This is a genomic window from Pseudonocardia xinjiangensis, assembly GCF_050948425.1.
In the GTDB taxonomy this organism is placed as follows: Bacteria; Actinomycetota; Actinomycetes; order Mycobacteriales; family Pseudonocardiaceae; genus Pseudonocardia; species Pseudonocardia xinjiangensis.
The window spans coordinates 409,920-423,562 of the sequence record NZ_CP192009.1; the positions used below are offsets into that span (position 1 = coordinate 409,920).

At 73.6% G+C, this 13,643-nt stretch carries 13 protein-coding genes; 5 read left to right on the plus strand and 8 right to left on the minus strand.

What is annotated here, in order from left to right:
- The 3 genes from ACQPZA_RS01980 to ACQPZA_RS01990 are packed head-to-tail and all read right to left on the minus strand — an operon-like array spanning position 1 to position 2,983.
- Entirely contained in the window at positions 1-1,029 is a 1,029-nt protein-coding gene (locus ACQPZA_RS01980; RefSeq protein WP_433282641.1) for a Gfo/Idh/MocA family protein, read from the minus strand.
- A gap of 11 nt (positions 1,030-1,040) precedes the next feature.
- Complete coding sequence (locus tag ACQPZA_RS01985) at positions 1,041-1,817, minus strand: SDR family oxidoreductase (protein ID WP_433277836.1); 777 nt, start codon at positions 1,815-1,817, stop codon at positions 1,041-1,043.
- Complete coding sequence (locus tag ACQPZA_RS01990; RefSeq protein WP_433277838.1) at positions 1,817-2,983, minus strand: phytanoyl-CoA dioxygenase family protein; 1,167 nt, start codon at positions 2,981-2,983, stop codon at positions 1,817-1,819. The genes ACQPZA_RS01985 and ACQPZA_RS01990 overlap by 1 nt, the downstream gene beginning before the upstream one ends.
- Positions 2,984-3,257: 274 nt before the next feature.
- Between ACQPZA_RS01990 and ACQPZA_RS01995 the strand changes: the two genes are divergently transcribed.
- The 5 genes from ACQPZA_RS01995 (at position 3,258) to ACQPZA_RS02015 (ending at position 9,525) form a co-directional block, all read left to right on the plus strand.
- Positions 3,258-4,280, plus strand: a complete 1,023-nt coding sequence (locus tag ACQPZA_RS01995) for a LacI family DNA-binding transcriptional regulator (protein ID WP_433277840.1) — start codon at positions 3,258-3,260, stop codon at positions 4,278-4,280.
- Between the two features lie 71 nt (positions 4,281-4,351).
- On the plus strand, positions 4,352-5,107 hold the full coding sequence (locus ACQPZA_RS02000) for an ABC transporter ATP-binding protein (protein WP_433277842.1): 756 nt from the start codon (positions 4,352-4,354) through the stop codon (positions 5,105-5,107).
- Positions 5,104-7,647, plus strand: a complete 2,544-nt coding sequence (locus ACQPZA_RS02005; RefSeq protein WP_433277844.1) for an ABC transporter permease — start codon at positions 5,104-5,106, stop codon at positions 7,645-7,647. Before ACQPZA_RS02000 ends, ACQPZA_RS02005 begins: the two co-directional genes overlap by 4 nt.
- A gap of 10 nt (positions 7,648-7,657) precedes the next feature.
- Positions 7,658-8,893 carry a sensor histidine kinase gene (locus tag ACQPZA_RS02010; protein ID WP_433277846.1) on the plus strand — a complete coding sequence of 412 codons (1,236 nt, stop codon included), beginning with the start codon at positions 7,658-7,660 and terminating at the stop codon, positions 8,891-8,893.
- The gene (locus ACQPZA_RS02015) at positions 8,881-9,525 is read left to right on the plus strand and encodes a response regulator (RefSeq protein WP_433277848.1); all 645 of its coding nucleotides are present in this window, start codon (positions 8,881-8,883) and stop codon (positions 9,523-9,525) included. The genes ACQPZA_RS02010 and ACQPZA_RS02015 overlap by 13 nt, the downstream gene beginning before the upstream one ends.
- A gap of 20 nt (positions 9,526-9,545) precedes the next feature.
- Here the strand turns inward: ACQPZA_RS02015 and ACQPZA_RS02020 are convergent, their stop codons facing one another.
- The 5 genes from ACQPZA_RS02020 to ACQPZA_RS02040 all read right to left on the minus strand — a co-directional run bounded on the left by ACQPZA_RS02020 (position 9,546) and on the right by ACQPZA_RS02040 (position 13,621).
- Positions 9,546-9,719 (minus strand): hypothetical protein, encoded by a 174-nt coding sequence (locus tag ACQPZA_RS02020; protein WP_433277850.1) that lies wholly within the window; start codon positions 9,717-9,719, stop codon positions 9,546-9,548.
- 104 nt (positions 9,720-9,823) lie between these two features.
- Positions 9,824-10,696, minus strand: coding sequence for a sugar phosphate isomerase/epimerase family protein (locus ACQPZA_RS02025; protein ID WP_433277851.1), 873 nt, complete (start codon positions 10,694-10,696; stop codon positions 9,824-9,826).
- Positions 10,693-11,739 carry a Gfo/Idh/MocA family oxidoreductase gene (locus ACQPZA_RS02030; RefSeq protein WP_433277853.1) on the minus strand — a complete coding sequence of 349 codons (1,047 nt, stop codon included), beginning with the start codon at positions 11,737-11,739 and terminating at the stop codon, positions 10,693-10,695. Before ACQPZA_RS02030 ends, ACQPZA_RS02025 begins: the two co-directional genes overlap by 4 nt.
- Positions 11,736-12,605: a sugar phosphate isomerase/epimerase family protein gene (locus tag ACQPZA_RS02035; protein WP_433277855.1), complete on the minus strand. Its 870-nt coding sequence runs from the start codon at positions 12,603-12,605 to the stop codon at positions 11,736-11,738. The genes ACQPZA_RS02030 and ACQPZA_RS02035 overlap by 4 nt, the downstream gene beginning before the upstream one ends.
- Positions 12,602-13,621 carry a Gfo/Idh/MocA family oxidoreductase gene (locus ACQPZA_RS02040; RefSeq protein WP_433277857.1) on the minus strand — a complete coding sequence of 340 codons (1,020 nt, stop codon included), beginning with the start codon at positions 13,619-13,621 and terminating at the stop codon, positions 12,602-12,604. Before ACQPZA_RS02040 ends, ACQPZA_RS02035 begins: the two co-directional genes overlap by 4 nt.
- Positions 13,622-13,643: the final 22 nt, after the last annotated feature.

The following is a 13,643-nucleotide window of genomic DNA, read 5'->3' on the forward strand; positions in this document are numbered from 1 at the left end:
CTATAACAAGTGGCGTCCCTTTTGTCCTCGGTGATGGAGCTCCTCGATGCGCACCGGGCGGTGTTCCTGCAGGGAGAGCGCCGCTGCCTCGGCGATCCAGACGACCTCCATGGCGTCCTCGACGGTGCACGGAGAAGGCCGCTCACCGGCAACCACCTGGGCGAACGCGGCGAGCTCGGCGCGGAACGCGGTGGCGAGCCGGTCCATGAAGAACCCGTGCGGCGGCCCGGCCGGGAACGTGACGCCGGGCTCGGTCGAGCGGAGGGGGAGCCCGTCGTCCAGCCCGGCGGCCACGCTGTCGACGGAGCCGTGCAGCTCCAGCCGCACGTCGTAGCCCCGCGGGTTGTACCGGCTGTTCGAGACCAGGGCGACGGTGTCGTCGTCGAGGGTCAGGACGGCGGCGGCCGTGTCGACGTCGCCGACCTCCGTGAAGAACCGCTCACCCTTGTTGGAGCCGGTGGCGTAGACCTCCACCACCTCCCGACCGGTGACCCAGCGGACCGCGTCGAAGTCGTGCACGGCGCAGTCGCGGAAGATCCCGCCGGAGCCCGCGATGTAGGCCGGGGGCGGGGGAGCCGGGTCCAGGGTGGTGGAGCGGACGGTGTGCAGCCATCCGAGCTCGCCGCTCGCCACGGCCGCCCGGGCGGCGAGGAAACCGGGGTCGAACCGCCGGGGGTAGCCGACCTGCACGGGAACGCCGGTCGCCCGTACCCGCTCGGCCACGGCGAGCGCGTCGGCCGCGGCCCGCGCGAGCGGCTTCTCGCAGAACGTGGGCAGCCCGGCGTCCACGGCGGCGAGGAGCAGTTCGGGGTGGGCGTCGGTGGCCGCCGCGATCAGCACCCCGTCGACGCCGGCCGCGAGCAGCTTGGCGGGCGAGTCGACCGCCTCGGCGCCCACCCGCTCGGCCACCTCGGCGGTCACCCCGGGGACGGCGTCGGTGACGACGAGCGAGCCGACGGCGGGCAGGTCGCTGAGCGTCTGCGCGTGGAATGCGCCGATCCGGCCGAGGCCGATGAGCCCCAGCCGCAGTTCACCGGCCATCAGTCCAGCCCTCCGAACACGTTCTGGTCCCAGTCGATGACGGAGCCGGTGACGACACCGCTGCGGTCGGACAGCAGGAAGACGACGAAGTCGGCGATCTCGTCGACCTGCCCGAGCTTGCCCATGGGGAGCCGCTGCGCGGCCTGCTCGCGCCACGTGTCGTCGGCGGCGTGGAAGGCTCGCTGGGTGGCGTCCTCGCCCTCGGTGTCGGTCCAGCCGATGTCGAGCCCGTTGATCCGGATCCGGTCGAACCGGTGGGCGTGGGCGGCGTTGCGCGTGAGGCCGGCGAGGCCCGCCTTGGCGGCGACGTACGGCGCGAGGAAGGGCTGCCCGCCCAACTCGGACGAGGAGATCACGTTCACGACCGAGCCGGGTGCGCCGCGGGAGAGCATGTCGCGCACGGCCGCCTGCATGAGGAAGAACGGGCCGCGCAGGTTGACGGCGACGTGCGCGTCGAACAGTTCCGGTGTGGTGTCGACGAGGGTGCCCCGCGAGGTCAGCCCGGCCGCGTTGACCAGGGCGTCCACCCGGCCGAACTCCGACACCACCGCGGCCACGGACGCCTGCGCCTGCCCGACGTCGGCGATGTCGGCCGGCACGAACAGCGCGGCGGCGCCGCCTTCCCGCAGCTCGGCCACCAGCTTCTCGCCCGGCTCGCGGCGCCTGCCGGACACGGCCACCGACGCGCCCTCCCGGGCCGCGGCCCGCGCGACGCCGGCCCCGACCCCCTGCGTGCCGCCGCTGACCAGCACGACCCACTCGTCCAGCAGTCCCATCAGGCTGTCCTCCTGCGCTCGGCCCAGGCCGCGAGCTCGGTCCGGAAGGTGTCGTCGTCCCAGCCCTCGGCGAGTGCGCGCCGCACCAGGTCGGCCTGGCTGGGCGGGGCGAGGCCCTCGACGGGCGGGTCACGGTCCAGGTTCGTCGGGAACGCGTAGCCCTCCGCCGCCGCGGCGATCGCGTTGCCGGCGGCGTCCGCGCCCCGGCGGCGCAGCGCGGGAAGCAGCGCGAGGCACATCCGCTCCCGGTCGACGCTCTCCATCGCCCGCCCGAAGGCCGAGGAGACCTGCAGCAGGTTGGCCATCCGTCGGATGCCGGCGGACCGGTTGTGCCCGGCGCCGTGGATCACCGCCGGGTTGAAGAACGCCGCGTCGCCGGTCTGCAGGGGCAGCTGGACGTGGTGGGTCTCGAAGTACTCCCGGAACTCCGGCAGGTTCGTGGCCAGGTAGCCGGGCTCGTACTTCTGCGAGTGCGGCAGGTACAGGGTCGGGCCGCTCTCCACCGGCATGTCGGAGTGCGCGACCGCGCCCTGCAGTGTGAGCACGGGCGAGAGCCGGTGCACGTGCGCCGGGTAGCGCTCGATGGTGGTGCCCGGCAGGAACCCGAGGTGGTAGTCGCGGTGGCCCACCTGTGCCCGGCCGCCCGGATTGACCACGTTGACCTGCGAGGTCATCTGGTAGCCGGGGCCAAGCCACGCCTCGGAGACCAGCGCGAGCACGTCGTTGGCGTAGTAGTCGACGAACACCTCCGGCGCCCGGACCGCGAGCTTCTCCAGCGCGTTCCAGACGCGGTCGTTCGCCCCCGGCGGCGCGAAGTGGTCGCCCGCGACGGCGCCGGCCGCCCGTTGCTCGGCGATCAGCTCCTCGAACGCCGCGGTGGCCCGATCGACGACCGTGCGGTCCGGGAAGGCACCGCGGAACACCACGACCCCCGGGCCGTCGGTGAGAGCGTCGACGAGCTCCGACCGGACGTCCCACCGACCGGCGTCCGTCCCGGCCGCGGAGAGCACGCTCGCCGTCTCGTAGACCAGCACTCCCTGCTCGACGGCGGCGGCGTGCGGGTAGCGGCTCGCGTCGGTGGGGTCGGCCAGGACGGCGACCAGGTCCTCTACCCGGCAGTCGGCCTCGGTCGGCCGGCCCCGGGCGGCGTGCGTGGTGCGGGACATCCTCGTCCTCCTCGGAGGGTTCGTGGGGGGTGCGGGTCACAGATCCAGCACGAGACGAGGGCAGTGCGAGCGCGAGACGCAGATCATCATGCAGTCGTTCGCCGCCTGTCCTCGTCGGTGAGCACCGAGTCGCGGTGGTCGGGCTCGCCGGCCAGCGGGGGTCGTAGACCACCGGGGGCTGAGCGTGGGCACCGCGTACCTCCTCGATGCGCCCGGACTCTTAAAGCGCTTTAAGCTCCAGTACTATGCGAGCCGCATCGAGGTCGTGTCAAGAGTGGGGGTCGTCCTGAGCGTCGCGAACCCGGGCCGCCGGCCCAGGCTGGAGGATGTCGCCGCCGACGTCGGGGTGTCCACCGCATCCGTGTCGCTCGTGCTCCGGGGCGTGCCGGGCCCGAGCGCACAGACCCGGGAGCGGGTGCTGGAGGCCGCCGCGCGCCTGGGCTACCGGCCCGACCGCACCGCGAGCCTGCTGGCGCGCCGGCGGACCCACCTCCTCGGCGTGCCGGTGGTCCTGCGCGACGCGTTCCGCGCCGAGCTCGCCGAGGAGGTGCAGGTGGCCGCGGACGAGCGTGGTTACTCCGTGGCACTCGGGGCGGTCACCCCGGCGCACGACGAGGGTCGCGTCGTCGAGACCCTGCTCGACCTGCGCTGCGAGGCTCTCCTCCTGCTCTCTCCCGAGCTCGGGGCGGACGCGCTCGCGCAGCTCGGCAGCCGGGTCCCGACCGTGGTGGTGGGCCGCAACGTCGAGCCGTCGGGCTTCGATGTCGTGCGCGTGTCCGACGACCAGGGGGTCGGTCAGGCCGTCGACCACCTCGTCGGGCTCCGCCACCGGCACGTCGTGCACGTCGACGGCGGCGCCGCCCCGATGGCCGCCGACCGCCGCTCCGGCTTCCTCGCGGCGGCCCGGCGGCACGGCCTGGACGGCGCGCGGGTCGTGCCGGGCGGCTACGACGAGGCGGCGGGGGCCGCGGCTGCGCGCCTGCTGCTCGGTGAGCCCTCGCTCCCGACCGCGGTGGTCGCGGCCAACGACCGCAGCTCGATCGGCCTCCTCGACGTCTTCCTGCGGGCGGGGGTGCGGGTGCCCGGGGACGTGTCGGTCGTCGGCTACGACGACAGCGCGCTCGCCCGCCTCGCCCACGTCGACCTCACGACGGTGAGCCAGGAGGCCCGTGCGCAGGCCGGGCACGCCGTCGAGGCTGCCGTCGAACGCCTGGACGGCGACCGGGCCGAGGCCCGGCAGGTCGTGCTCACCCCGCGGCTCGTCGTGCGGGGGACGACGGGCCCGCCCCGGGGGTAGGGACAGCCCTGCCCCGGAGATCCAGGTCGACCCGGTGGGTTCGGGAGCCCCGGAGATCGAGGATCATCACCATGGTTCTGGTTCAGCAGTCGAGAAGTGCCCCGCCGCGAGATGTCGTGGTGCTGGCCGAGGTGTCGAAGTCGTACCCGGGCCGAACGGCGGTGCGCGCGCTCGACCGCGTGACGGTGGGCTTCACGGGCGGTTCGTTCACCGCCGTGATGGGACCGTCCGGGTCGGGGAAGTCGACGCTGCTGCACTGCGCGGCGGGTCTGGACCGGCCGAGCGAGGGTCGCGTGCTGCTGGCGGGCCAGGACATCAGCGCGCTGCGCGAGCCGAGGCTCACCGTCGTGCGCCGCGCGCACGTCGGGTTCGTCTTCCAGTCGTTCAACCTCGTCGACGCGCTGTCGGTGTGGGACAACGTGCTGCTGCCGCAGCGGCTCGCCGGCAAGCGGCCCGACGAGGCGTGGGCGCGGGAGGTGCTGGCACGGGTCGGCCTCGCGGGCCGGGAGAAGGCACGGCCGGGCGAGCTGTCCGGTGGCCAGCAGCAGCGCGTGGCGCTGGCCAGAGCGCTCGCCGGGCGCCCCGAGGTGATCTTCGGTGACGAGCCGACGGGTGCGCTGGATCTCTCCACCGGCCGCGAGGTGCTGGCGCTGCTGCGGCGGTTCGTCGACGAGTTCGGAGCGACGGTCGTGATGGTGACGCACGACCCGGCCGCGGCCGCCTGGGCCGACCGCGTGGTGTTCCTCGCCGACGGCCGGCTCGCCGGAGACCTGACCGCCCCCACGGCCGCGACGGTGTCGGCCCGCATGGTGGAGCTGACCAAGTGATCATCAAGCTGGCCGCGGGCACCGTGCGGCGCCGCCTGGCGGCCTTCGCCGGAACCTTCCTCACGGCCTTCCTGGCCATGGCGCTGATCGCCGGCAGCGGGCTGCTGCTGTTCTCGGTGCTCACCGCAGGACCCGGCGCCGACCGGTTCGCCGCAGCCGACGCGGTCGTCGCCGGTGACCGCGCCGTGGTGCTGACCACCGAGCAGGACAAGGGCGACGGCGAGGTCAAGGTCAAGACCAAGAGCGAGCGGCTGACCGGCGCGCCCGCGCTGCCCGGCGAGCTCGTCACCGCCGTCGCGGGCACGCCCGGTGTCGCCACGGCGGTACCCGACGCGGCGTTCCCGGTGGCGCTCGACCTCGCCGGTGTCCCGGTGCGGGCGCCGGACCGTGCGGCCGTGGTCGCGCACGGGTGGGCCTCGGCGTCGCTGACCCCCTACGCGCTGACCCGGGGCGCGCCGCCCGGGCGGGGTGGGGTCGTGCTCGACTCCGCGCTGGCCGACGGGCTGCGGATCGGCGAGACCGTGCGGGTGACCAGCCGGACCGGCGTGCGGGAGCTGCGCCTGGAGGGCGTCGCCGCACCCGCCACCGCCGAGGGCGTGCCGGGGCAGGCGGCGGTGTTCGTGGCCGACGCCCAGGTCGGCGAGCTGTCCGGGCTGTCCGGGCCGACGGCGGTCGGCGTGCGGATGGAGCCGGGCGTCGACGCCGCGACGGTGGTCGCGAGCCTGCAGGAGCGGATCGGGGGCGCCGCTGCGGTGCACACCGGTGCCGACAAGGTCACCGCCGATCTGCCCGGTGCGCTGCCGGACTACATCGGGGCGATCTCGATCTTCGGGTTCGTGCTGGGGATCACCGGCTTCGCCGCGGTGTTCGTCCTCACCGGGACGGTGTCGCTCGCGATCCGCCAGCGGCTGCGGGAGCTGGCCCTGCTCCGCACCGCAGGGGCGACCCCGAGCCAGCTGCGCCGCATGCTGAGCCTCGAGATCGCGATCGTGACCCTCGTGGCCGCTGTGCCTGCCCTGCCGGTCGGGGTCGTGGTGGCGCACCTCGTGGCGGCGCGGTTCCGCGATCTCGGCGCCGTCCCGCCCCAGTTCACCGTGGCGTTGAACGTGATGGTGCTGATCGCCGCCGTCGTCGTCGGGCTGCTCGTGACGCTGCTCTCCACGGCCGTGGCGGCCCACCGGGCGGTCCGGATAGCACCGACACAGGCACTGCGCGAGACCGTGACGGCCTCGGGCGGTGGCCGGGCGCTGCGGGTCGTCATCGCAGCGGTGCTGGTCGCCGGTGCGGTGGCGGTGCTCGGCCTCGTGCCGCTGGGCGGTGTGTACGGGATGGGGATGGGCTTCGTGTCCTCCGCGCTGCTGCTCTGCGCCGTCGCCGCTCTCGGGCCGCTGGCGGTGGGTGCGGTGACCGCGGTGGTGTCGCGGGTGGCCGCACTGAGCGGGGTGCTGGGCCGGATCGCCGGGGTGATGACCCGGGCGGAGAGTCGCCGGGTCGTGGGAGTGGCGATCCCGCTGACGCTCATGTTCGCGATCAACGCCACGATGCTGATCGACGGCGAGATCCTTACGCGGGTGACCGCCGACCAGCAGGCCACCCGTTCCGCTCCGGCCACCGTCCGGGTCGCCGCCACGAACGCGCCGGGCCTTCCGCTCGGCGTCGCCGAGCAGGTGTCCGCGCTGCCGGCGGTGACCGGTTCGGCCGCCACCATCGGCACGCGCGTCGTCGTCGACCTCGGGGGCAAGCCGGAGGACTACCCCGCGCAGGGGCTGCAGGTATCGGGTGAGCAGGCGCTCGACCTCGGCGTCACCGCGGGGAATCTGGACGATCTGGGCCGCGGCGGTCCGGACGGGGGGACGGTCGCCGTGAGCGGCCCGCTCGCCGAGGAGCGGGGCTGGAGCATCGGTGACCGGCCGGACTTCTGGCTCGCCGACGGTACGCGGACCCCTCTGACCGTGGTCGCCGTCTTCGACAACTGGCGCGGCTTCGGCGACCTGGTGCTGCCGGCCGAGCTCGCCGCCCGGCACGATCCCCGTGGCCTGGTCGGCGCCCTCTACCTCCGCGGCGAGCCCGGGGTGGCCGAGGCGGTCCACGCGCAGTGGCCCGCGCTCGCCGCGACGGACGCCCGGGACCCGCGGGGTGGCACCGCGGACGTGCAGAACCAGCAGGCCGCGTGGGAGCTGATGGTCGTCATCTCGCTGGGGTTCACCGCGATCGCGGTGGTCAACACGTTCGCCATCGCCACGAGCGCGCGCCGTCGCGAGTTCGCCGGGCTCCGGCTGATCGGCGCGACCTCCCCGCAGCTGCACCGGCTGCTCGGCCTGGAGGCGCTGGTCACCGTGGCCGTCGCGCTGGTGCTGGGCTGCCTGATCAGCGGCGCGGTGGTGGGCACCTTCAGCCTGGCCCAGGACGGGCAGTGGCGGCTGTTCGTCGACCCGCTGCGCTACCTGGCCATGATCGGCGGAGTCGCGTTGCTCGGTCTGGTGGCCGCGGCGGTGCCGGCCCGGCTGGTCGTCCGGCGCCGCTCGCTTCCCGGCCACTAGGTTCCTGCCGGTGATCGTCCGCGTGGGCCGGGAACTGGCCTACCTGCTGGCCGGCGTGCTGATCGGACCCGCCACGTTCCTGTGGGCCCTGATCACCACGCTGGCCAGCGGCCTGTTGTCGGTGACCTACCTCGGTCCGCCCGTCTTCCTCGTCCTCACGTGGGTGACCCGCCACCTCGCCGGCCTGGAGCGGTGGCGGGCGGGTGCCCTGCTGGGCAGGCCGGTGCCCGCGCCCTACGAGCCCGCCACCAGGGCGAACCCCTGGTCCCGCGGCCGCGCGCTGACCCGGGAGGCCGCCACCTGGCGGGACCTCGCCTGGCTGGTGCTGCTGTTCCCCCTCGGGCTCGCGACCGGGATCCCCGGGATCGTCGTCGCGGTCGTCGATCTCGGGACGATCCTCGCGCCCCTCTGGCTGTGGGCCGTGCCCAACCCGCACCTGCCCCCGGTCGTGGACACGCTGTTCCACACCGTCGGGGGCCGCTTCGTGCTCACGCTGCTCGGTGTCCTGCTCGCCCTTCCCGCGTGGTGGCTGGTCGGCACCCTGGCGAGGACGCAGGCCGAGCTCGCGGTGAAGCTGCTGGGGCAGGGCCCCCGGCAGCGCCTCGCCGACCGGGCCACCGAGCTCGCCGTCACCCGGCGGCGGGTGGTGGACGCGCAGGCGGCCGAGCTGCAGCGGATCGAGCGCGACCTGCACGACGGTGCCCAGGCCCGCATCGTGGCCGCCGGGATGACGCTGGCGCTGGCCGAACGCAAGATGCGGGCCACCGGTCCGCAGGGTGACCCGGCGCGCGACGACCTGCTGACCGCCCGCCGCCAGCTCGACGACGCGCTCGCCGAGCTGCGCAGGCTGGTCCGCGGGATCTACCCGCCGATCCTCACCGACCGGGGCCTCGTCGCCGCGCTGGGTGCGCTGGCGGGGGACGCATCGTTGCCGGTCGTGGTGCAGGCCGGCGATCTCGGTGAGCTGGCGCCCGCGGTGCAGGCGGCCGCCTACTTCGTGGTCGCCGAGACACTGGCGAACACGGCCAAGCACGCGACGGCAGGCGAGTGCGTCGTGGACGTCGCCCGCCGCGGGGACGTGCTGTCACTGGAGGTCCGCGACGACGGGCGCGGCGGCGCGGACCCGTCCGGATCGGGGCTCACCGGGCTGCGGCGCCGGGTCGAGGCACTGGACGGCAGGATGGAGGTCACGAGTCCACCCGGCGGTCCGACCGTCATTCGAGCGGAGCTGCCGTGCGCATCGTGATCGCCGAGGATCTGCTGCTGCTCCGGGACGGCCTGATCCGGATCCTCACCGACACCGGGCACACGGTCGTGGCGGCGGTGGACAACGCCCCCGACCTCGAGAGCGCGGTGCAGGAGCACCGCCCCGACCTGTCCATCGTCGACGTCCGGCTGCCCCCGGGGTTCCGGGACGAGGGTCTGCGGGCCGCGCTGGCGGTGCGGGGGCGCGACCCGAAGACACCGATCCTGATCCTGTCCCAGTACGTCGAGCGCACCTACGCCGCCGAGCTGCTCGCCGACGGCAACGGCGCGGTCGGTTACCTCCTCAAGGACCGGGTCACGGCGCTCGACGAGTTCCTCGACGCGATCGAGCGGGTTGCCGGGGGCGGCACCGTGATGGACCCGGAGGTCGTCCGGCAGCTGTTCGCCCGCAACAACCGCGACCGGGGCGTCACGGCACTCACCCCGCGCGAGCGGGAGGTGCTCGCGCTCGTCGCCCAGGGACTGTCGAACTCGGCCATCTGCGCGGAACTGGTGCTCGCCCCACCCTCGGTGGAGAAGCACATCACGAACATCCTGACGAAGTTGGATCTGCCACCGGCCGACGACACCCATCGCCGGGTGCGCGCCGTCCTGGCGTACCTGAACCAGTGACCGGCCACCAGTGCCGTCGGCTACCCGTCCTGGGGGTCGGGGCGGGGGCGGTCGGAGACGGGGGAGCGCCGGAGTTCGCGCAGATGCTCGGCGATGGCCACCTCGACCGCGGCCCGCACGGCGGCGGGTGAGACGTCGGGGTCGATCGAGCGGGCCGCGGCCAATGACCGCGCCGAGACAGAGATGTTGATCACTTCGGCAGCTTTCCCCATTGAAGTGGACGGGTTCCGGTAGGCCCCCGTGCTGTTAACCCCTGGACTAACGCTCTCGCGTGAGGGCCCTCACACATTACGCCCCGTTAGATGGACAGAATCGCGCGCAGGTGCCCCACGCTGTCGCGCACGTCGGCGACCGGGCCCTCCCCGCGCGGCTCCTCCGTGAGGATCGTGTCCTGTTCCAGCACGTACCAGCCGTCGTAGCCATGCCCGCGCAGACGCCCGACGATCGCCTCGAAGTCGACGTCGCCCTGGCCGAGCGGGCGGTACATCCCCTCCCGGACGGCCTCGGTGTAGGAGCGCCTGCCCGACTGCACCTGGCGCGCGAGCCGGGCGTCGACGTCCTTGAGGTGGGTGTGGGCGATCCGGTGGGGCGCCTGCCGCGTCAGCTCGGCGGGGTCGGTGCCGCCGATCAGCAGGTGGCCGGTGTCCAGGCACAGCGCGATCGACGAGCCGTCGAGCACGCGCTGCACCTCGTCAGGGTTCTCCACCATCGTGCCGACGTGCGGGTGCAGCACGGCGCGGACGCCGTGCTCGGTCGCGAGATCCGTGAGCCGGTCCAGGTTGGTCAGCAGCGTGCGCCAGCCCCGGTCGTCGAGGACGGGACGGGTGTCGTAGCCCTCCCGCCCGGAGACGGCCGAGAGCACCAGCACGTCCGAACCGGTCGCCGCGTACGCCTGGAGCAGCTTCTCCACCTCGGGCACCGGGTCGTGCTCGGACACGTGCAGCAGCAGCGGGGTGAACCCGCCGACGGCCTGCAGGTGGTTCCGGGAGAGCACCTCGGCCATCGCGCCGGGTTCCGCCGGGAGGAACCCGTCGGGCCCCAGCTCGGTGGCTGCGAGCCCCACCTCCCGCATCTCCGCGAGCACACGCTCGCGCGGGAGCTGGTAGCCCCACCCGGGCACCTCGCACACGCCCCACGAGATGGGCGCCCCCGCGATCCTCTGGTCACTCACGTCGACTGCTCCTCCACTTCGTACAGCACGCCGTAGGGCGTACGCAGGGGCTTGGTGCCGACCGGGCGCCCCGTCTCCCACGACCGGCGTGCCGCGGTGGCCAGGTCGAACGCGGCGAGGGCGTCGTGGCCGGTCACCCGCGGCGCGCTGCCGTCACGCACGGAGCGCCCGAACGCGTCCAGCTCCGCGGCGTAGGCCTCGGGATAGCGCTCCTCGAAGTCGCGCGGGATGTCGTGCGACGCCAGCCCCGGCGTTCGCCACTCGTAGTGGTGCCGCTGCGGGGCATCGATCCGGACGGTCGCGGCGCTGCCCATCACCTCGGTGGAGCACTCGTAGCCGTACCGGGCCGAGCGGCTGTTGTCGATCACCCCGAGGGCGCCGTTCTCGAAGCGCAGCACGACGACGGCGGTGTCGATGTCGCCGAGCGCGGCGAACGCCGGGTCGGCGGCGGCGCCGTGCGCACTGACCTCCACGACCTCGCCCACCAGCCAGCGGGCGACGTCGAGGTCGTGCACCGTGACGTCGACGAAGAACCCACCCGAGCCGGTCAGGTACGCGGGCGGCGGTGAGGTCATGTCCCGCAGCGACGTGCGGAACAGCGTCACCGCGCCCAGCTCCCCGGCGTGGATCCGCTCCGCGGCGGCCACCCAGTCCGGGTCGGACCGGCGGTGGAAGCCCACCTGGAACAGCACGCCGGCCTGCGCGACCGCATCGATGGTGGCGAGCGTGGTGTCGCGGTCCAGCGAGATCGGCTTCTCGCAGAAGATGTGCTTGCCCGCAGCGGCGGCGGCCACCGCCAGCTCCGCGTGCGACCCGGTGGAGGTGGCGATCGCGACGGCCTCGACGCCGTCGTCGGCCAGCAGCTCGTCGAAGCTCGCCGTCCAGGGCACCTCGAGCTGTTCGGCGAGTTGCCGGGCGACCGCGGTGTCCGCGTCGTACAGGCACGCCAACTCCGCCGAGGCGCAGCGCGACGCCAGGTTCCGCGCGTGGATCCGGCCCATCCGCCCGAGCCCGGCGAGCCCGACGCCGACCCGGCGGCTCATGCGCTGCTCACGGCGTGGCGGCCCAGGTACTCCAGCACCTTCTCGCGGTTGGAGCGCAGCGACTCCCGCGCCCGCTCCTCCCAGGCGAAGACGCAGACCGTGGCGATCCCGTCGAACCCGACCTCGGCGAGCGTGGCGAAGAACAGGTCCCAGTCGACCTCGCCCTGGCCCACGTCGAGGTGCTGGTGGACGCGCGCCGTCGACCCCGGGGGGTTGACGATGTAGCGCAGCCCCGAGCTCCCGGTGTGGTCGAAGGAGTCGGCGATGTGCAGCTGGGTGAGCAGCGGTCCGGCGTACCGGATGACGTCGGCGAGGTCGCCGCCCTGGTGGAACGTGTGCGGCGCGCAGTACAAGAAGGAGACGAGCTCGTTGTCTATGCCGCGGATCAGGTCGACCGCGCCCCGCCCGTCCTCCATGAAGTCGTCGGGGTGCGGCTCCAGCACGAGCCGCACGCCCTCCTGCTCGAACGCGGGGAGCAGCTCCTCCATCGAGCGCCAGAACTGTGCCTCGCTGGCCGCTGCCTGCTCGGGGCGCCCGTTGAACTCGGAGTTCATCACCTCGCAGCCCAGGTCGACGGCAATCTGGATGGCCCGGCGCCAGTACCGCACCGCGGCCTGCCGCTCGTCCTCGTCGGGGCCCGACCACTTGTAGAGCGGCAGCACCGAGGCGATCTCCACACCGGCGCCTGCGAGCTCCTTGCGGAACGCCGCGATGGTGGCCCGGTCGGCCCGCGGGTGCACGAAGAACGGGATGAAGTCCTCGCGCGGCGACAGCTCGATGTGCTGGTAGCCGAGCTCCGCGACCAGAGCCGGGAGCTCCAGCAGGGGCGTCCTCCGCAGCATGTAGGGGTCGACGGCCAGCTTCACCTGGCCCCCTCCTTGTACAGGTCGGGGCGCTCACGCAGGACCGCCGGGATGCGCTCGCCGGAGTGCAGCGCGGCGAGCGCCGTCTCGCACGACACGGTGGCGGCGTAGCCGTCCCACGCGCTGGGACCGGTGGTGCCGCCCGCGGTCACGGCGTCGATCCACGCCTGGAACTCGGTGTCGAACGCGCGGACGAAGCGCTCCTGCCAGTTGGCCGGCACCCGGCCGCTCACCCGTCCGGCCGTCTTGACCAGGGCACCCGCGCTCTCCGACAGCTCGACGGTGCCGTCCTCGCAGACCACCTCGCCGCGGATGTCGTAGCCGAAGCCCGCGTTCACCATGGCTTCGACGTCGACGACCACGCCGCTCGCCATCTCCAGCAGCACGAGCAGCGGGTCGTTGAAGCCTGCGGCCGCCTTGCTGCTCACCCGCGGCTTGAGCACGGTGATGGCGGCGATCTCGTCGTCGAACATCCAGCGGGCGACGTCGATGTCGTGCACCGTGCTGTCGTTGATGATCATGTCGCTGGTGTAGTGCGGCGGCACCGACGGGTTGCGGTGCGCGGCGTGCATGAGCAGCGGCAGGCCGATCTCCCCGCTGGTCACCACCTGCTTCATCGCCCGGTACTGCGGGTCGTAGCGCCGCATGAAACCGACCATGACGAGCCGTCGTCCCGCCGCGACCTCGGCGTCGACGATCCGGGTGCAGGCCGCCTCGGTGGTGGCGAGCGGCTTCTCGCAGAACACCTGCTTGCCGGCCGCGATGCAGGCCAGCACGTACTCCTCGTGGGTGGGTCCCCAGGACGTGACGACCACCGCGTCGACGCCCGGGTCGGCGATGAGCTCCTGGCCGCTGTCGTGCAGCACCGCGCCGGGGAGGTCGTCCGCGACCGTCCGTGCCCTGGCGAGATCCACGTCGGTGACCGCGGCGACCCGCGCCCCGGACAGCACGTGGGTGAGCCGCCGGATGTGGTCCTGCCCGATCATGCCCACGCCGATGACGCCGACGTTCAGAGTCACGTCGTTTCCTCTCCTGGAGTCG

Excerpts from the sequence above, each read along its gene's own strand:
- ACQPZA_RS01985 (WP_433277836.1), bottom strand. The coding sequence starts at position 1,817 with ATGGGACTGCTGGACGAGTGGGTCGTGCTGGTCAGCGGCGGCACGCAG.
- ACQPZA_RS01990 (WP_433277838.1), bottom strand. The coding sequence starts at position 2,983 with ATGTCCCGCACCACGCACGCCGCCCGGGGCCGGCCGACCGAGGCCGAC.
- ACQPZA_RS02000 (WP_433277842.1), top strand. The coding sequence starts at position 4,352 with ATGGTTCTGGTTCAGCAGTCGAGAAGTGCCCCGCCGCGAGATGTCGTG.
- ACQPZA_RS02030 (WP_433277853.1), bottom strand. The coding sequence starts at position 11,739 with ATGAGCCGCCGGGTCGGCGTCGGGCTCGCCGGGCTCGGGCGGATGGGC.